We start from the raw sequence: 17,988 nt of genomic DNA on the forward strand, positions 1-17,988 counted from the left end.
GACCTCGGAAGTCCGCGGCGCCGAACGCGAGGGCACACCATGGCAGAGCGCAAGGCCGCCGTCTTTCTCTGGTTCGACAGCGAGGCCGAGGAGGCGGCGAATTTCTATTCCGAGACGTTCCCGGACTCGTCGGTCATCAACATCATCCGCGCCCCGGAGGGCGTTCCGGACACGCCTGCGGGCAGGGTGCAGGTGGTCGAGATGACGGTGCTCGGCCTGCCTTACGTGCTTCTCAATGCCGGTCCGCATGTGCAGCCGAACGACGCCTATTCGCTGCAGGTCTATACCGAGGACCAGGACGAGACCGATCGTCTCTGGGACGCGATCGTCGGCAATGGCGGCGCGCCGATCATGTGCGGCTGGTGCAAAGACCGATGGGGGTATCGCTGGCAGATCACCCCACGGATGCTCATGGCCGCTCTGTCGCACCCCGACCGCGCAGCCTCTGCCCGCGCCCAGGCAGCCATGATGGCCATGCAGAAGATCGAGATCGAAGTGATCGAAGCAGCGCTCCAGGGGGCATAATCTCCCTGGTGCTCATCGCGGCGGCCTATTGTCACTCCGCGACCGGCGCGTCCCCGGGATTGTCGCGCTCGTGGCGATCGAGGCCGGGAAACGGCGGCAGCCAGGTTTCCCTCCGGACCACCCAGCACTCGTAGCCGGGCGTCAGCTGGTCCGGGGCGTCGAGCGTGCCAAGATGCACCTCGATCTCGTCGCCGGAGAGCGAGAAGACCGACGAGCCGCAGCGGGGGCAGAAGTGCCGCCCGGCGTAGGAGTGGGTGACGCCCTGCACGTCGACCGCCTCCTCGGGATAGATCGCGGCCGCGAAGAAGAGCGCGCCGTGATGCTTTCGGCAATCGAGACAATGGCAGATGCCGACACGTTTCGGGCGCCCGCTTGCAGACAGCCTCACGTCGCCGCACAGGCACCCACCCGCATAATGGTCCATCGCCGTGCCCTCCAGACGCGCGCCCCGCCGCCGCTCCACGGCATGCTAGCGTGCGCCGATCCGCCAAGAAAGATGACCTCCAAATATGTGTATGGTGAAAGCGCAGCGGACGTGGCACCGTCCGCCGGATTGTCTCTTGTCTCGGACCATTTCGGCATGACCGCGTATCTTGGCATCGATGCGTCAGTTCTGGCGCTCGGCCTTCTCGTGCTTCTGTTTGTAGCCTTCATCGTCGAGAAATATCCGCCCGACGTCACCGCGGCCGGTGGCGCGGCCCTCTTCATCATATTCGGCCTCGTGCCGAGCGACGACGTGATGGAGGTCTTCTCGAGTTCCGCGCCCATCACAATCGCCGCGATGTTCGTCGTGTCGGGAGCTCTGGTGCGCACGGGCGTGCTCGACGCCCTCGCCGGCATCGTGGTGGAGAAAGCCCAGACCCGGCCTGCACTGGCCGTCGGTCTCTTCATCTTCGCGACCATCGCGGCCTCGGCCTTCATGAACAACACGCCGGTGGTGATCGTGCTCATCCCCGTGGTGATCCGCCTCGCCGGCAGCCTCGGGCTCGCGCCGACGCGACTGCTCATCCCGCTCTCCTACGCTGCGATCCTCGGGGGGACCTGCACGCTCATCGGCACCTCGACGAACATCCTCGTCGACGGCGTCGCGCGCGAGGCGGGGCTCGACCCGTTCTCGATCTTCGAGATCGCCCCGGTCGGGATCTGCGTCGCGCTGGTCGGCGGGCTGTCCATGCTGGTTCTCGGGAAATTTCTCCTGCCCTCCCGCGCCTCGCGCGACAGCGGCGAGTCCGCGGAGACACCCTTCCTCTCCGAGGTCGTGATCCGCGACGGGTATCGGCACATAGGCGAGACGCTTGGCTCGGTTTCGGACTTCCAGGGCTCGCGGGTCCGGGTCACCGGCCTGCGCCGGAGCGGCAAGATCGAGCGGACGGATCTCGAAGATCAGGTGCTGCGCAAGGGCGATGCGCTGATCCTCATCGCCGGCACCTCCGAGCTTCTGACGCTTTCGGAGCACACCGGGCTGCGCGTCGGCCAGCGCCGCTCGATCGAGATCGACCCCGAGGCCGAGGTCCGCATCGTCGAGGCCATCATAACGCCGTCCCGCCGGAGTTCCGGTGTCCGCATTGCCGACCTCGCCCTTGGCCGGCGCGCGGGCATCCGGGTCCTCGGCGCCTTCCGCCCGGGCCACGTCGCCGGCGCGGACCTCTCCAGCGTGCGCCTGCGCCCTGCCGACAAGCTTCTGCTCGAGGGAACGCCCGAAGGCTTCGAGGAGCTGACACGGTCGGGCGACGTCGTCTCGGTGACCGCGCCCGGGGGCCGCGCCTACCGGCGCCGGCAGGCACCGATCGCCGTGCTCGCGCTGGTGGCGATCGTGCTCCTCGCCGCGCTCGACGTCTTCCCGATCGGCATCCTCGCCCTCGTGGCGGTGGCGGCCATCCTGGTCCTGCGCTGCATCGACAACGACGAGGCCTGGGGGTCGATCGACGCCTCGATCCTCGTTCTGATCTTCTCCATGCTGATCGTCGGCGCGGGGCTCGAGAATACCGGTGCCGTGGAACTGCTCGTCGGGTTCCTGACACCCTGGCTCGAAGGGCTCCCGCCCATATTGATGCTGGTCGCGATCTACGCGGTGGGATCGATCTTGACCGAGGTCGTGACCAGCAATGCGGTGGCTGTGATCTTCACGCCGATCGCGGTGGCGATCGCCCAGCAGCTCGGCGTGGACCCCCGCCCCTTCGTCGTCGCGGTCATGTTCTCGGCGAGCGCGAGCTTTGCCACGCCCATCGGCTACCAGACCAACACCCTGGTCTACGGTGCGGGCAATTACCGCTTCGCCGACTTCCTGAAGGTCGGCGTCCCGATGAACATCATCGTCGGAGCAACCGCCGTTCTCACGATCCCGATATTCTTTCCCATGTAGGCAAGGCGTCATCCCTGAAGGCGATCTCGATGCCCGCCTCCCGCAACATGATCTCGGCCGCGGCAAAGCTTGCGTCAAGCGCGCCGTCGTTCTCGGGCACCGGCGGGCACACGACGCGCCGGATACCCGACTGGATGACGGCGCGCGCGCAATCGGAGCAGGGAAAGCGCGTCACGTAGATCGTGCATCCGTCGAGCGCCGCGCCGGATCGCGCGGCGTTGTAGATCGCATTGCGCTCGGCATGTTCGATCCAGAAGAACTTCGTCCCACTGGCCCGGTCGAAGCGGCTGTCGTCGTGGTCCGACACGCCCCTCGGCAGGCCATTGTACCCGCTCGCGCGCACCTCGTGGCCCGGTCCGACGATCACCGCACCGACATGGCGGTCACGATCCTCGGACCAGCCTGCCATCTGGGCGGCGAGTCCCATGAAGCGCGCCGCCCAAGTGTTCTCGGATGCCATGCTCAGCCAGCCGAGATGTACGAGGTCTTGACCGTGGTGTAGAATTCCACGGCGTAGCGCCCCTGCTCGCGCGCCCCGTAGGACGATCCCTTCCGTCCACCGAACGGCACGTGGTAGTCGACGCCCGCCGTGGGCAGGTTCACCATGACCATCCCCGCCTCGACCCGTCGGCGGAACGTCCGGGCATGTTTGAGGCTCGACGTGCATATGCCGGCGGAGAGGCCGAACTCGGTGTCGTTGGCAACCGCCAGCGCTTCCTCGGCGTTGGTCACCCGGATGACCGAGGCGCAGGGCCCGAAGATTTCCTCGCGGTTGATGCGCATTCCGTTGTCGGTCCCGAGAAAGAGCGCAGGCGCCTGGAAGAAGCCCGGCGCGGGGCCGTCGATGCGGTCGCCGCCGATCACCTCTGCCGCCTCGCTCCGCGCGATCGCCACGTAGTCCAGGTTCGAGGCGAGCTGTCGCTCGTCGACGACGGGACCGATCTGGGTTCCGGCATCGAGCGCGTCGCCTACCTTGAGCGCCTGCATCTCGCGCGAGAGGCGCTCGACGAAGGCGTCGTGGATCCCGGACTGGACGATGAGCCGCGAGGAGGCGGTGCAGCGCTGGCCGGTCGAGAAATACGCCCCGTTGAGGCAGGCCGGAACAGCGATGTCGAGATCGGCGTCGTCGAGAACCACCATCGGGTTCTTGCCACCCATCTCGGTCTGCACCTTCTTGCGCAGGCGTCCGCAGGTCTCGGCGATGCGGGCCCCGGTGGCGGCCGAGCCGGTGAAGGACACGGCGTCGATCCCGTCATGGGTGACGATCGCTTCGCCGACGACCGATCCGCGTCCCATCACGAGGTTGAAGACCCCCGACGGGCATCCGGCCTCGTGCAGCGCCTCGGCGATGACATGGGCGCAGCCCGGCGTCAGGTCGGCCGGCTTGAGCACGGCGCAATTGCCGTAGGCGAGCGCCGGGGCGATCTTCCACGCGGGAATCGCGATCGGAAAGTTCCACGGCGTGATGAGGCCGACAACGCCCACAGGCTCTCGGATCACCTCGACGTCGATGTCGGGGCGGGTGGACGCCTGCGCGTCTCCGGCGATCCGGAGCGCCTCTCCGGCGAAGAACTTGAAGACCTGACCCGCGCGCGTGGTCTCGCCGATGGCCTCGGGCAGCGTTTTGCCCTCCTCGCGGGCGAGCAGGCGTCCGATCTCTTCCTTGCGCGCGAGGATGGAGGTGCCGACCGCATCGAGCAGATCGTGCCGCACCTGCGGACTCGTCTGCGACCATGCCTCGAACGCGTCCCGAGCGGCGGCCACGGCGGCATCGACGGCACTCGCATCCGCGGAGGCATAATGCCCGATGATGTCGTTCGTGTCCGAAGGGTTCACATTGGCGCGTGCATCCTCCGCCGGGATCCACTGCCCGCCGATCAGGTTGCCGAAGCTCAGAATGGTATCTTTCATGTCTTTCTCCAGTCAGGTCAGGCCGCGGCCGCCGCGTCGGCGGGCACGAAATGGTCGAGGGAGGCCGCTTCGGCCTGCGTGAGCGGCGTGAAGGGCGGCAGCGTCCCGGCCCAGCGCGGATCCTTCGTGCGCCGGGCGATCAGGTGTTTGACGGCGGGGATCAGCGGATGATCCGAAATCACTGCCCGGAGCGCGCTCACCGTATCGATGAGGCTCTGGGGCGCCTCGCCGCGCCAGATGCGGGCGCAGAGCGGCGCGGTCACGTTGACGGTGGCGGAGATGCAACCGGCGAAGCCCTCGACGCGCGCCGAGGCAAGCGATGTCTCGGAGCTGGGGAAGATGGCGAAGTCGGGCAGCGCGGCGCGGACGGCACGACAATATTCGAGATCGTTCGAGCTGTCCTTGATCCCTGCGAACCGGTCCGGCGCCTGCGCATGGAGGCGCGTCATCACATTGACTGGTATGGGAAAACCGGTCATCGCCGGAAAGTTGTAGAAGTAGATCCGGATGGAGCGGTCGCCGAGCGCGGCGTGCAGCGCCTCGTACCACCGCACGAGCCCGTCCTCGGACGGCGGCGTATAGTAGAACGGCGGCAGCACCAGAGCCACGCCGTAGCCGAGATCGTCGGCGCGTTCGGTCAAGGCAATCGACTCGGCCAGCGACGTGGTCCCGGTCCCGACCATGAGGCGGGAGGGATCGAGGTCTCGGGCAGCCCATTCCATGACCGTGCCGCGCGCCGCGGCGTCGAGGGACGTCGCCTCCCCGGTGGAGCCGAGGATGTTGAGACCGTCGCATCCGTTCTCGAGCGCCCAGCGGGCGTGGTCGAGAAACGGCTCCCTGAGCGGCCGTCCGGCGGCGTCCACCGGGGTCGGCACGGCAGCTATGATGCCCTGCATGATATCCCTTCCGTCAATTGGTTCGTTTGGCGTATTCGGCGAGCCTCGGGTGATCGCGGATCGGCGGCGCGTTGGCATACCACCCGCCCGGTTCCTCAAGCTCGCCGTCCGCACCGCGAAAGACCTCGCGGTTGATGTCGGCGAAGATCGCGTTCTCGGGATCCAGCTCGTCGTCGTAGCGGATGGCGTCGACCGGGCAGATGCTTTCGCACATGCCGCATTCGATGCATTCGCCGGGATGGATGTAGAACATCCGTTCCCCCTCGTAGATGCAGTCGACCGGGCAGGACGTCGTGCAGATGCCGTCCTTCACGTCGATGCACTGGTTTCCGATGACGAGTGCCATGGGATCTCCTCTCAGCAGCCCCGCCAGACCGGCGGGCGCTTTTCGCGGAACGCGAGGACGCCCTCCTCGGAATCCTCCGAGGCGAGCGCCGACACGAGCGCCTCGGACTTGTGATCGCGGGCGTCCTGGGGCGAGAGATGCGCGGTGCTGCGGACCGTCTCCTTGATCGCCGCGACCGAAAGCGGGGCGCAGGAGAGGACGTCGGCGACCCAGGCATCGACCTCGGCGTCGAGCGCGTCGGGGGCCGCAACCGCGTTGACCAGACCGAAATGCGCGGCTTCGGCGGCCGAGAGCATCCGCCCCGTCATCATCAGCCCAGCCGCGATGTTGCGCGGGATGAGCCGCTGGAGCGCCACCATGCCGCCGTCGAGCGGCAGGCGCCCGACCTTGGCTTCGGGCAGTCCAAACTTCGCGGTCTCGGACGCGATCACGATGTCGGCGCCGAGGACCATCTCGAACCCGCCGCCGAGCGCGAGGCCGTTCACCCGCGCGATCACCGGGACCGTCAGGCTCTGTCGGAGAGCTATGCCGCCGAAGCCGTTGGGGTTTGCCTGCGCCCAGTATTCGAGCCCGGTCAGCCCGGTGTTCGACTTGAGGTCCGCCCCTGCGCTGAACGCTTTGTCGCCCGCGCCCGTCAGCACGACGCAGCGGATGTCGTCCCGACCTTCGATCTCGGTCCAGACGCGCTCCAGCTCCGCCTCCGTCGCCTGGTCGACCGCGTTCATGCGGTCGGGCCGGTCGATCGTGACCCGCGCGACGTGATCCGCGACGTCGAAGAGGACGCTCATGACGCCTCCCGACGCGCGACGGCCGAGAGGCTGAATTCGCGGATCACCTCGTCCGTGTGCTCGCCGAGGCGCGGCGGCGTGTGGCGGACGACCACCGGCGCGTCGCTGAGATGCACGGGCGAGCCGACGAGCGTCAGATCGCCGAGGATCGGATGCTCGATATCGACGAGAAGCCCGTTCGCCTCGGTCTGCGGGTCGTCCAGCGCCTCTCCGAGAGAACGGACCGGCGCGCAGAGAAGATCCTGCGCTTCGAGCCGTTCGATCCAGTAGGCGGTGGAATTCGTGGCGAAGGCCTCGGCGAACCGGCCCTGGAGATAGGGCTTGTGCTGCCGCTGCACGGCAAGGGTCGGGTACTCCGGCGACAGGTCCTCGATCTCGAGCGCGGTGCAGATGTCCTGCAGCGGGTTGGCCTTGAACGCGCCAACCACGACCAGCGCGCCATCGGTGGTGTCGAAGACGCCCGTGAGCGGCATCGCGGCCCAGTTCAGCACCTCGCGGTGCTTGGACCATTGCGCGGCCTCCTGCATCTGCATGGCGATCATCGAATCGTAGAGCGACACGCCGACCTTCTGGCCGCGGCCGGTCTTCTCGCGCCCGATGATGGCGGCGAGGATCCCCTGAACGAGGTGCATGCCCGCCGTGTAATCGCAGAGCGTCGTCGGGTAGATCGACTTCGGGATTGCGGGGTCCTGCGTCTTCTCCATGACGCCGGTCATCGCCTGAGCGAGGACGTCCTGCCCGCCCTTGTGGGCGTAGGGGCCCGTTTCGCCGAAACCGGTGCCGGAGGCGCAGATGATCCGCGGATTGATCGTCTTCAGCGTGTCAAAGTCGAAGCCGAGGCGCTTCATCACGCCGGCACGGAAATTGTCGACCACCACGTCCGAGTGCAGGACGAGATCATAGACCATCTGCCGCCCTTCCTCGGACTTGGTGTCGATCGTCACCGACCGCTTGTTGCGGTTGAGGGAGGAAAAGACTGCGTTGTTCATCGCCTCTTCCGACGTCTCGCCGAAGAAGTTGCGCGACAGGTCCCCTGCCCCGGGCCGTTCGATCTTGATCACGTCGGCGCCGAAATCCGCGAGCATCTGCGTCGCGCACGGCCCCATCATGACCTGGGTGAAGTCGAGGACGCGAACGCCCTCGAGTGGAAGTGTGGCGGTGGTGGTCATGAAATCCTCCCTCAGGCCTCGACCGGCTCTTCGATGCGGGCATTGGCCGAGGGGACATCGCCCGGATCGGCGCCCTGCGCGCGCATCTGCTTCTGGATCGCGGTGACATCGACGTCTCGCAGCGCGCAGTTCGCATCGAGCGCCTTGGCCACTGCGACGCCCGCGGCCTCGCCCTGCGCCATGCAGGGCGGGATCTCGCGCGACTGCTTCTGCGCCTCGCTCTCGACCGAGTAGTGACGGCCCGCGACGATCAGGTTGTCGACGCCCTTGGGCAGGAGGGCGCGGTACGGTGTGTAATAGTCGCGCCCCCGGCAAACACTGTCGGCAAAGTGGCGGCGGGACTTCACGTCGTCCTTCGTGACCACGTATTCGCCGCGCAGGAGCCGTGTCTGACGGATGCCCATCTGCTCGGCCGCGCCCAGCATCTTGGCGTTCTCGAAGCCCGGCAGGTTCTTCCGCGCGAAGTCCAGAAGGGCCATCATGCGGCGGCGGCCCTCGAACTCGGCCTCGACCATGTGTTCGGGCGACATCCCGTCGTAACCGGGCATGTGCGGGCAGTTGCACCACACCACGCCGGGAAGCGGCGTCTTGAGCCACCACATGCCCCAGGCGCCGCCGATGATCCGGCGCGCCTGCCGGTCGAGCTTCTTGTACTCCTCGGGGTTGGCGTATTCGAATGCCTCGGCCTTGTCGGTGTCGACGTCCATCAGGCGGAACACGGTCGTGACGATGAATTGCCCGGTCTGGAACTCGGCCCCGGCCGAGGAGGCGACGTCGAGGTCGCCCGAGGCGTCGACCACCATCTTCGCCTTGATCGCCTGCCGGCCGAGCTTGGTCTGCACGATCACGCCGGTGACGCGGCTCCCCTCGACCATCGCCTCGGAGAACCAGCTGTGGGTGCGCAGCTCGATATCCGCGTCCTCGACCAGATCGAGGCTCACGCGCTTCCAGGCATCGGGGTCGAAGGCGACGGCGTGGATGATCGGCTGCGGCATCCCGGACTTGTGGAAGTCAATGCAGCCCCAGCGCGACCACTTCTGCCACATCTCCCAGTTGGTCAGGCAATCCTCGGAGGGCGGATAGACGGCGCCGTCCTGGCGCTCCATCCGCTCTACGAACTCGTCGACGATGCCGGTGGTGACGATCTCGTTGCCCTCGTTCACCATGTCGTCGAGCACCAGCACCATGCCGCCCGAGGCCATGCCGCCGAGGTGATGGTAGCGCTCGACCAGCGTGACGCGGGCCCCGTTGCGGGCGGCCGACACCGCGGCGGAAAGGCCGGCAGGCCCCGCCCCGATCACCACCACGTCGGTGTCCGAGACGACCGGGATCTGCTCTGCACGGGACGTCACGTGGTCCTTGATGCGGTCGGTCATTGGGATGCACTCCTCCTGTGGCGCCGCCTTCACCGCTTGCGAAGGGGGCGCGAATTTCCGTTTCTTGAGAGTTGTTTAGCTTACCAGCGGACGACCATGCGTTCGGTCATCGTGACGAGGGCGAACATGATCACCGACAGGCCCGAGGACGTGAAGACGGTCGCGTAGAGCAGCGGCGAGTTGAAGTTGAACGTCGCGTCGATGATGAGCGCGCCGAGGCCGAGATCCGCGCCGACCCACTCGCCGACGATCGCGCCGATGACCGAAGTCGTGGCCGAGATCTTGAGCGCCGAGAACAGGAACGGCAGCGAGGACGGCAGGCGCATCTTCCAGAACACCTCGGATTTCGAGGCCGAGAGGATGCGGGCGAGCTCCAGGGTCTGCGAGCTGACCGATTGCAGGCCGCGCACCATGTTCACCAGCGTCGGGAAGAAGCAGATGAGCGCCGCGATCACCACCTTTGCCGTCATGCCGGGGCCGAATATCAGCACGAGGATCGGCGCGATGGCGAGGATCGGGATCGTGTTGACGAAGACGGCGATCGGAAAGAACGCCTGCTCGGCGGCACGGGAATGCACGAAGGCGACCGCGATCAGGATCGCCGCGACATTGCCGACGACGAAGCCCGCGACACTCTCGAAGAATGTCGGCCAGAAGTTCTGCATCAGCACGTCGAACTTCGCGACGAACTCCACCGCCACGTCGGACGGTGCCGGCGCGATGTAGGTCGGCACTCCGAAGAGCTTCACGCCGATCTGCCAGATCAGCACGAGCCCGAGCGCGGTGCCGAGGGGGACGGCGACGGCGAGCGCCTTCTTCTTGCGGGCGTCGGCAAGGATCTCCTTCTCGATATCCGCTTGAGTGGGGGCTTCGGGGGCGGTCATGGTCTCTGCGACAGACATCAGCAGGTCTCCAGTAGCTCGCGCAGGCGCCCGCAATAGGCGTTGAACTCCTGCGTATCGCGTTGCTTGATCGTGCGCGGTTCGGGCAGCTCGACGTCGACGACCTCGCGCAGACGTCCCGGATGGGCGCGCAGCATGATCACCTTCTGGCCGAGGAACACCGCCTCGGCGATCGAATGGGTGACGAAGAGGATCGTGGTGCCGGTCTCGCGCCAGATGTCGAGCAACTGCAGGTTGAGTCGGTCGCGCGTCATCTCGTCGAGCGCGCCGAAGGGCTCGTCCATGAGCAGGAGCTTCGGCTGGCAGACGAGCGCGCGGGCGATGGCCACGCGCTGACGCATGCCCCCCGAAAGCTCGTGCGGCATCGCGTCCTCGCGGCCCTCGAGACCGACGAGCTTCAGCAGCTCTCTCGGGGTGCGTGTGCCGACGGGGATGTCGACGCCGCGCTTGCGGCCGATCTCGAGCGGCAATTCCACGTTCTTCAGCGCATTGCGCCAGGGCAGCAGTGCGGCGTCCTGGAAGACGAAGGCGAACTCGCGGGCGAGCCGAGCCTCTTCGGTGGTCTTGCCGAAGACCGACACCTCGCCGCTTGCCGCCGGGATGAGGTCCGACACCAGCCGGAGCAGTGTGGACTTCCCGCAGCCCGAGGGGCCGAGGATCGTGTAGAAAGAGCCGTCTTCGATATCGAGATGCATGTCCTCGATCGCGGTGAACGTCCCGAAGCGGACCGATGCGCCGCGGAGCGAGGCCGCGAGGGCGCTCGGTGGTGCGCCGGCCGGAGCCCCTGTGGATGTGGTCTGTGCAAGGTTCATCGCGCTCACCCGTAGGTCGGCCGCGCCGAGGCGGTCTCTTCCAGAACCGAGAGCGTCATCACGTCATCGACGGAGGGCGCCTCGCCCTCGAACTGGCCGAGCTGGTCGTAGGCGTCGAGCTGCGCCTGCCAGTTCTCGCGGGTCATCGTGCCCCAGCCATGTTCCGCGGTCGCCTCGTTGAAGCTGTAGTCCACGACCATATCGACGGTCTTGAGTTCGGCCTCCTTGTCGAGGTTCGGGTAGCGCGAGACGAGGATCTCGACCGCTGCTTCGGGATTGTCACGCACCCAGCCCCAGCCCCGGGCGATCGCCCGCAGCGCGCCCGCCACCATCTCGGGGCTCTCGGCGAGCGACGTGTCCGTCACGTAATAGGGGTTGGCGTAAAGCTTGATCCCGGCGTCCCAGAGCGTCATGTCGACCCGCTCCTCGCCGAGCACCTCGAGCGCGCTGGTGTTGGTCTTCCATCCCGTCACGACGTCCGCCTGCCCGGTCAGCAGCGGCGACATGTCCGAGCCCATGACCAGCACCTCGACCTCGTTTTCGGGGATGTCGTTCGCTGCGAGCAGCGCCTGCAGAAGGATGCGCGCGGTGCCGTTGGTGGCGACGGTCTTGCCGATGAGGTCCTGCGGCTCGCGCACCGGATTCTTTTCGAGCGAGAAGTACGTGAACGGATGCTGCTGGTATCCCGCGGCGATGCACTTGATCGGCAGGCCCTGGCTGCGGGCCAGCATCAGCGAGGGGCTCGACGAGATCGACCCGAGGCTCGCGCGGCCCGAGGCGACCGAGGCCACGCCATCGACATTCGGGCCGCCCGGCGTGATCTCGAGCTCGAGTCCTTCTTCCTCGAAGAAACCCTGCTCGGCCGCCGCGACTTCGCCAAGGATACCGTTGCTGGCGAGCCAGCCAAGCTGGAGGGTGACGGTCGTCAGCCCCTGCGCGCTCGCCCGGCCGACGCCGAGGACATTGCCGCCGAGGCCGAGGCCCGCAGCCGCGCCGAGCGACTTCAGCATCGAACGCCGGGTCAGTTCAGTGGCCGTTGCACTGTTCATCTGGCCTATCTCCTGTTGGAACGTTGTTGTGATCCGGTCTTTGGTTCGACCTTGTTCCCAACAAGGCTAGGCTCCGCCATGGCGCTGCAGATAGGATAAATATGTGCCAACGGTGGTGCAGAAACTGCACCACCCCTTGGGAGGGGTGAAGGATATGCACGCCAACTTTCTGAAATACTTCGACGAAGTCGCGAGACAGCGCTCCATTCGCAAGGCGGCTCAGGTGCTGAACGTGTCCTCGACCTCGGTGAACCGGAACATCCTGAGCACAGAAAAGAGGCTCGGCGTCGCGCTTTTCGACCGGACGCCCGAAGGCGTGGAGGTCACCGCGGTCGGAGCGATTCTCCTCGAGCATTGCCGCCGCGTGCTGCACGACTGGGACCGCGTGCGGGTCCTGATCGACGACATGCGCGACCTGCGCTCGGGGCATCTCCGGGTTTACACCGTCGATTCGATCACCGTCAGCATACTCCCGGCGGCCATCCGCGAGTTCGCGCAGGTCTTCCCGGACATCTCGATCTCGGTGACAACGGCGCAGCCCGAGGACGTGGTTCAGGCCATCGCGGCGGGCGATGCGGATATCGGCATCGCCTTCGCCCTGACCTCGCATCCCGACGTCCGCATGCTGTCCGAGAAGAGCGCGCCGTTCGGCGTCATCGTCCGCCCCGAACATCCCCTCGCCGGGCGCAGCAGCGTGACCATCGAGGACATCGCGCCCTACCGTCTGGTCCGCACCATCGACGCGCGCGGCGGAAACTCGATCATCGACCAGGCGATCTCGTCGCTGGTGACGCCGCTCTCGACACACATCTTCACGAATACCCTGCTGCTTGCCAAGGACATGATCCTCGCCAACCAGGGCATCGGCCTCTACACCAAGATCGGCTTCTTCGGCGAGGTCGAGACCGGCGGGCTGAACTTCGTGCCGCTGGTGCAGGACACGCTCACCCAGATGCGCATCGGCGTCATGGTCTCGGCATCTTCGACCATCGATCCCGCAAAGCGGATGCTCTGCGATGCCGTTACCCGGGAGATGCGCGGGATGCGCCTCGATTCCTGAGGCGGATTAAGCCGGCTCATCGGCCCCCGCTAAGGACCTGCGTCTCGCGCGGCAGGCAGGCGCCGGGATAGTGACCCCGCAAGCTCCGTTTCCGGCAAACAGCGTTCCGGTCCCGCCCTCGCCTTTCGGACATGCGCTCTTATTTGGGGCAGAACGTTGAACTCTCGGCGAGCGGAGGGCACGTCCGTCGTCCAGAACACAGGAGCTTCATCATGCTGAGAACTCTAATCGCGGCTGCGGTCGCGACGGCCGGTCTGTCCGGCGCCGCGGCGGCGCAGGAGAACGACACGCTGCGCGTCGGCATGTCCGGCGGCTATTTCCCCTTTACCTTCGTGCGCCAGGACGAGCTGCAGGGCTTCGAGGTCGACGTGATGAACGCCGTCGGCGAAGAGGCCGGGCTCGACATCGCGTTCGAGACGATGTCCTTCTCGGGCCTCATCGGGGCGCTCGAGGCGGGGCGCATTGACACGATCGCGAACCAGATCACCATCACGCCCGAGCGTGAAGACGCCTTCGCCTTCACCCAGCCTTACGTCATCGACGGCGCGCAGGTGGTGACCAAGGAAGGCAACGAGGAGATCGAGGGCGTCGATGACCTGCGCGGCAAGACGGTCGCGGTGAACCTCGGCTCGAACTTCGAGCAGCTGCTGCGCGACCTCGATTTCGCGGACGAGATCGATATCCGCACCTACGAGTCGAATATCGAGCAGGACACCGCGCTCGGCCGCGTCGATGCCTTCGTCATGGACCGCGTGTCCTCGGCGCAGGTCATCCAGGAGAGCCCGCTGCCGCTCGAACTCGCCGGCCAGCCCTTCTCGGAGATCCGCAACGCGCTGCCCTTCCGCGACACCGAGGACGGCCGGGCGATGCGCGACCGGGTGGACGAGGCGCTGACCGCGCTCAAGGAGGACGGCACGCTTTCCGAGATCTCGCAGAAATGGTTCGGCAGCGACATCACCAGCCCCGCGGCCGAGACCGAGTGATCTGAACCATGCGGGCACTCGACCTCGACTACATGCTGGGGCTGGTGCCCGTCATTCTCGGCTACGTGCCGCTGACGCTGTTCATGGCGGTGGTGGCTATGGCCTGCGCGCTGGTGCTGGCCTCGCTGCTTGCCGTCGAGCGCGTGGTGCGCGTGCCGGGCCTCGACTGGCTCGTGGTGCTGTTCATCAGCTTCTTTCGCGGCACGCCGCTGCTCGTGCAGCTCTTCCTCTTCTATTACGGGCTGCCGCAGGTGATCGGTTTCCTGACCCAGATCAACGGCGTCACCGCGGCGATCATGGGCCTGACGCTGCATTTCTCGGCCTACATGGCCGAGGCGATCCGCGCGGCCATCACCGGGGTCGACCGCTCCCAGTGGGAAGCGGCGCAATCGATCGGCATGACGCAGGGCCAGATGATGCGGCGAATCGTGCTGCCGCAGGCGGCGCGCATCGCCGCGCCGACGCTGGTCAACTACTTCATCGACATGATCAAGGGCACCTCACTCGCCTTCACGCTCGGGGTGACCGAGATGATGGGCGCGACGCAGAAGGAGGCATCGGGCAGCTTTCTCTACTTCGAGGCATTCCTCGTCGTGGCGATCCTCTACTGGATCATCGTCGAGACGCTGAACCAGGGCCAGAAGCAGCTCGAGACTCATCTCAACAAGGCATATGCGCGATGATCAGGGTTCGCGGTCTCACCAAGCGGTTCGACGGCACGGCGGTGCTCGACGGCATCGACCTCGACATCGCGGACGGCGAGCGCGTCGTGGTGATCGGTCCCTCGGGCACGGGCAAGTCGACGCTCCTGCGGTGCTTAAACTTCCTCGACAGGCCGAACGCAGGAACGATCGAGATCGGTGACGTCTCCGTCGACGCCGCCAAAGCCACGAAGCGCGACATCCTCGCGCTGCGGCGGGCAACGTCCTTCGTCTTCCAGAACTACGCTCTCTTCGCCAACAAGACGGCGAAGGAGAACATCATGGAGGCGCTGGTCACTGTGCATGACCGCCCGCGTGACGAGGCCGAGCGGCGCGCCCTCGAGGTGCTTGGCGAGACGGGTCTGGCGGAGAAGGCCGACAGCTATCCCGCCGCGCTCTCGGGCGGCCAGCAGCAGCGGGTCGGCATCGGCCGGGCCATGGCCATCGGCGCGGACCTCATGCTCTTCGACGAGCCGACCTCGGCGCTGGATCCCGAATGGGTCGGAGAAGTGCTCGACCTCATGCGCCGCGTCGCCGAGCAGCGCCAGACCATGCTGATCGTCACCCACGAGATGCAGTTCGCCCGCGAGATCGCCGACCGGGTCGTGTTCATGGAGGGCGGTCGCATCGTCGAGGAAGGCCCGCCGCAGGAGGTGCTCGAGGCCCCCCGCGACGAGCGCTTGCGTCGTTTCCTGCGCCGTGTCTCCTGACCGTTCGGAGACTGCGCCGGCGCAACGCCTCAGCCCGATACGAGCGAGAGAACCACGTAGCAAAGAGCCGACAGGATGGCCGCTGCGGGCACCGTCACGATCCAGGCCGCGGCGATGGTCAGGAAGTGCGAGCGGCGGACGAGCTTGCGGCGCCGCCGCTCCTCGCTCGGGACGCGCTGCGCCGGGGGGCGCGCCTTCTGGATCATGCGCGCGCGACGCTCGGCATGCCATTCGCGGAAGAACCCGACCCCGAAGACGCCCCCGACCGCGATGTGGGTGGAGCTGACCGGCAGCCCGAGCCACGAGGCGGCGATGACCGTGACCGCGGCCGAGAGAGCCACGCAATAGGCGCGCATCGGGTTGAGCTTGGTGATCTGGCCGCCGACCATGTCGACAAGCTTCGGGCCGAACAGCATCAGGCCGACCGAGATGCCCACAGCTCCGATAAGCATGACCCAGATCGGAATCGCGACCTCGGCCGCGGCCCCGCCGGTCTCCTGCGCGTAGACGATCGCCGCGAGCGGACCCACCGCATTGGCGACGTCGTTCGCACCGTGCGCGAAGGAGAGGAGCGCCGCCGAGATGACGAGCGGCACGCGAAAGAGGATCTTGAGCGAGCGGTTGCGGTTTTCGAGCCCGCGCGACTGACGCCGGACCAGCGGCACGGCCGCGGCGGCGCAGAGCGCGCCGATGGCGGCCCCGATGGCGAGCGCGGTGGCAATGTCGATCGACGCGACGCGGCTCAGCCCCTTGAGCGCGAGGTAGCTCGCAAAGGCGGCGGCCATCACGCCGATCAGGACCGGCACCCAGGTCCGGGCGGCGGCGATCTTGTCCTCGACATAGATCACCTTCCACTTGATGAAGGCCAGCACCGCCGCCGCGATGACGCCGCCAAGCGCGGGCGAGATCACCCAGCTGGCCGCGATCGCCCCCATCGTGGCCCAGCTGACCGCGCCGATCCCGGCCGCCGCGATGCCCGCGCCCATGACGCCGCCGACCACGGAATGGGTGGTGGAGACCGGCGCGCCGATGAAGGTCGCGAGATTGACCCAGAGCGCCGCCGAAAGGAGCGCCGCCATCATCGCCGTGACGAAGATCCGCGCGTCCGCAAGACTTTCGGGAGCGACGATCCCCTTCGAGATCGTGTCGACCACGTCGCCCCCTGCAAGAAGCGCGCCCGCGCTCTCGCAGACCGCCGCGATGGCGATGGCGCCCGCCATCGACAAGGCCCGGGCTCCCACAGCCGGACCCATGTTGTTGGCGACATCGTTCGCGCCGATATTGAGGGCCATGTAGGCGCCGAAGGCCGCCGCCACGATCACGAAGAGCGCCCCGGGCGCCTGGCCCACGATCAGCCCGGCGGCGAGCGCCGCGACGGTGACGAAGAGCAGCGACAACCCGACGCCGATGAGCGGGCGCGCGGCATACATGGTCGCCGCCTCGAGCCGCGACAGCCGGTTGAGGTCGCGGTCGAGGGTCTGCCAGCTGTAGGAGCTGTCCTGATCGCTCATGGAAATTCTCTCTGCCGAAGCGGCTTTAGCTCGAAGGCGCAGCGAGCTGGTCCTCGACGCCGGCGATGAGGGTCTTCAGTCCGGGCTCGTCGACCGCCGCGGACGCCTCCTGCGGCGTAACCCAGCGGCGCTGGCGCCGACCCATCTCGGGGTAGTCGTCGTAGAGCTTTTCGGTGTCGATCGCGTAGACGTCCACGTCGGTCGGCACGGGAATGCCGCCGCGCAGCCGCTTGTCGTAGCGGTAGCGCCCGATCCGGCGCGGCTTGCCGCCGCGCGGTTTCACGCCGGCCTCCTCCCAGGCTTCCTCGAGCGCGACGCCCCCGGCGTCGAAGCCGGTCTTGGGCCAGCCCTTCGGCAGGATCCAGCGGCGCGTCTCGAGCGAGGTCACGAGCAGGATCTCCAGCCGGCCGCCGACGCGCCGAAAGCACAGCGCCGCCACCTGATACCGCGACGGGCGCCTCAGGATCGGCTGGATGTAATTGGACCAGAGCGTATGGAACATCGGCATTCTCGACATATCGCCGGCGCATACCACTCCCTGCGACGTGACTTCAACGCCGCAGCCCCGCAATCCTTGTGCCGCGCGGGTGATGAATGTCGGGTGACTTCGGGATGTCGCGTTGCCCCCGTATCGTCTCGATCGATGCTTTCCGGTAATCGGAGTGGTGGGCATGTCATCGGTCGCGTTTCAATGGGAGAGGTCCGGGCGAGCTGCACCCCATCGTGATACGCGCTTTACGCCGCTCCGCATCGAAAGGCTCGACGTCGGCGGGGCCATCGAGACCTCCGGCATCGTGCCGGATTTCGTGATGGACCGGATCTGATCCCGCGGCAGGGCGGACCCGCCGCGGGGAACTGCCTCAGAGATCCATGCAGTTCGCGTAGAA

At 66.9% G+C, this 17,988-nt stretch carries 20 protein-coding genes; 7 read left to right on the forward strand and 13 right to left on the reverse strand.

Annotated features, from left to right (window positions below; genetic code table 11):
- Nucleotides 1-39: 39 nt before the first annotated feature.
- Nucleotides 40-525, forward strand: a complete 486-nt coding sequence (locus OCH239_RS09090) for a VOC family protein (protein WP_037261340.1) — start codon at nucleotides 40-42, stop codon at nucleotides 523-525.
- A 31-nt stretch (nucleotides 526-556) separates the two neighbouring features.
- Here OCH239_RS09090 and OCH239_RS09095 read toward each other — a convergent pair whose 3' ends face one another.
- A complete protein-coding gene (locus tag OCH239_RS09095; protein WP_037261342.1) occupies nucleotides 557-949 on the reverse strand; it encodes a GFA family protein in 393 nt (130 codons plus the stop codon).
- Nucleotides 950-1,105: 156 nt separating this feature from the next.
- Here OCH239_RS09095 and OCH239_RS09100 point away from each other — a divergent pair, with 156 nt between their 5' ends.
- Entirely contained in the window at nucleotides 1,106-2,887 is a 1,782-nt protein-coding gene (locus tag OCH239_RS09100) for an SLC13 family permease (protein WP_037261476.1), read from the forward strand.
- Here the strand turns inward: OCH239_RS09100 and OCH239_RS09105 are convergent.
- From OCH239_RS09105 to OCH239_RS09150, 10 genes are all read right to left on the reverse strand, one after another.
- Nucleotides 2,859-3,347 (reverse strand): deoxycytidylate deaminase, encoded by a 489-nt coding sequence (locus tag OCH239_RS09105; RefSeq protein ID WP_037261345.1) that lies wholly within the window; start codon nucleotides 3,345-3,347, stop codon nucleotides 2,859-2,861. The genes OCH239_RS09100 and OCH239_RS09105 overlap by 29 nt on opposite strands.
- 2 nt (nucleotides 3,348-3,349) lie before the next feature.
- Nucleotides 3,350-4,798, reverse strand: a complete 1,449-nt coding sequence (locus tag OCH239_RS09110; protein ID WP_037261348.1) for an aldehyde dehydrogenase family protein — start codon at nucleotides 4,796-4,798, stop codon at nucleotides 3,350-3,352.
- Between the two features lie 17 nt (nucleotides 4,799-4,815).
- Complete coding sequence (locus OCH239_RS09115; RefSeq protein WP_037261349.1) at nucleotides 4,816-5,694, reverse strand: dihydrodipicolinate synthase family protein; 879 nt, start codon at nucleotides 5,692-5,694, stop codon at nucleotides 4,816-4,818.
- 13 nt (nucleotides 5,695-5,707) lie between these two features.
- Nucleotides 5,708-6,040 carry a 4Fe-4S dicluster domain-containing protein gene (locus OCH239_RS09120; protein ID WP_037261352.1) on the reverse strand — a complete coding sequence of 111 codons (333 nt, stop codon included), beginning with the start codon at nucleotides 6,038-6,040 and terminating at the stop codon, nucleotides 5,708-5,710.
- An 11-nt stretch (nucleotides 6,041-6,051) separates the two neighbouring features.
- Nucleotides 6,052-6,828, reverse strand: coding sequence for an enoyl-CoA hydratase-related protein (locus OCH239_RS09125; RefSeq protein ID WP_037261355.1), 777 nt, complete (start codon nucleotides 6,826-6,828; stop codon nucleotides 6,052-6,054).
- Nucleotides 6,825-7,997 (reverse strand): CaiB/BaiF CoA transferase family protein, encoded by a 1,173-nt coding sequence (locus OCH239_RS09130; protein ID WP_037261359.1) that lies wholly within the window; start codon nucleotides 7,995-7,997, stop codon nucleotides 6,825-6,827. The genes OCH239_RS09125 and OCH239_RS09130 overlap by 4 nt, the downstream gene beginning before the upstream one ends.
- An 11-nt stretch (nucleotides 7,998-8,008) precedes the next feature.
- Entirely contained in the window at nucleotides 8,009-9,373 is a 1,365-nt protein-coding gene (locus OCH239_RS09135; protein ID WP_037261363.1) for an FAD-dependent oxidoreductase, read from the reverse strand.
- Nucleotides 9,374-9,453: 80 nt separating this feature from the next.
- Nucleotides 9,454-10,275, reverse strand: a complete 822-nt coding sequence (locus OCH239_RS09140; RefSeq protein WP_244430331.1) for an ABC transporter permease — start codon at nucleotides 10,273-10,275, stop codon at nucleotides 9,454-9,456.
- Nucleotides 10,275-11,087, reverse strand: a complete 813-nt coding sequence (locus tag OCH239_RS09145; RefSeq protein ID WP_037261481.1) for an ABC transporter ATP-binding protein — start codon at nucleotides 11,085-11,087, stop codon at nucleotides 10,275-10,277. Before OCH239_RS09145 ends, OCH239_RS09140 begins: the two co-directional genes overlap by 1 nt.
- A gap of 5 nt (nucleotides 11,088-11,092) precedes the next feature.
- Nucleotides 11,093-12,136 carry an ABC transporter substrate-binding protein gene (locus OCH239_RS09150; protein ID WP_037261366.1) on the reverse strand — a complete coding sequence of 348 codons (1,044 nt, stop codon included), beginning with the start codon at nucleotides 12,134-12,136 and terminating at the stop codon, nucleotides 11,093-11,095.
- A 154-nt stretch (nucleotides 12,137-12,290) separates the two neighbouring features.
- On the opposite strand from OCH239_RS09150, the gene OCH239_RS09155 reads away from it, so the two are divergent.
- The 4 genes from OCH239_RS09155 (at nucleotide 12,291) to OCH239_RS09170 (ending at nucleotide 15,590) form a co-directional block, all read left to right on the forward strand.
- A complete protein-coding gene (locus OCH239_RS09155; protein ID WP_037261371.1) occupies nucleotides 12,291-13,196 on the forward strand; it encodes a LysR family transcriptional regulator in 906 nt (301 codons plus the stop codon).
- A gap of 212 nt (nucleotides 13,197-13,408) precedes the next feature.
- Nucleotides 13,409-14,179, forward strand: coding sequence for an amino acid ABC transporter substrate-binding protein (locus OCH239_RS09160; RefSeq protein ID WP_037261374.1), 771 nt, complete (start codon nucleotides 13,409-13,411; stop codon nucleotides 14,177-14,179).
- Nucleotides 14,180-14,187: 8 nt separating this feature from the next.
- Entirely contained in the window at nucleotides 14,188-14,862 is a 675-nt protein-coding gene (locus tag OCH239_RS09165) for an amino acid ABC transporter permease (protein WP_037261378.1), read from the forward strand.
- Nucleotides 14,859-15,590 (forward strand): amino acid ABC transporter ATP-binding protein, encoded by a 732-nt coding sequence (locus OCH239_RS09170; RefSeq protein WP_037261381.1) that lies wholly within the window; start codon nucleotides 14,859-14,861, stop codon nucleotides 15,588-15,590. The genes OCH239_RS09165 and OCH239_RS09170 overlap by 4 nt, the downstream gene beginning before the upstream one ends.
- 29 nt (nucleotides 15,591-15,619) lie before the next feature.
- Here OCH239_RS09170 and OCH239_RS09175 read toward each other — a convergent pair whose 3' ends face one another.
- Nucleotides 15,620-17,101: an inorganic phosphate transporter gene (locus tag OCH239_RS09175; protein WP_037261384.1), complete on the reverse strand. Its 1,482-nt coding sequence runs from the start codon at nucleotides 17,099-17,101 to the stop codon at nucleotides 15,620-15,622.
- Nucleotides 17,102-17,126: 25 nt separating this feature from the next.
- A complete protein-coding gene (locus tag OCH239_RS09180; RefSeq protein WP_037261387.1) occupies nucleotides 17,127-17,603 on the reverse strand; it encodes an NUDIX hydrolase in 477 nt (158 codons plus the stop codon).
- 169 nt (nucleotides 17,604-17,772) lie between these two features.
- On the opposite strand from OCH239_RS09180, the gene OCH239_RS22620 reads away from it, so the two are divergent.
- Entirely contained in the window at nucleotides 17,773-17,925 is a 153-nt protein-coding gene (locus tag OCH239_RS22620; protein WP_157577836.1) for a hypothetical protein, read from the forward strand.
- Nucleotides 17,926-17,988: the final 63 nt, after the last annotated feature.

Source organism: Roseivivax halodurans JCM 10272 (assembly GCF_000521785.1).
GTDB lineage: Bacteria > Pseudomonadota > Alphaproteobacteria > Rhodobacterales > Rhodobacteraceae > Roseivivax > Roseivivax halodurans.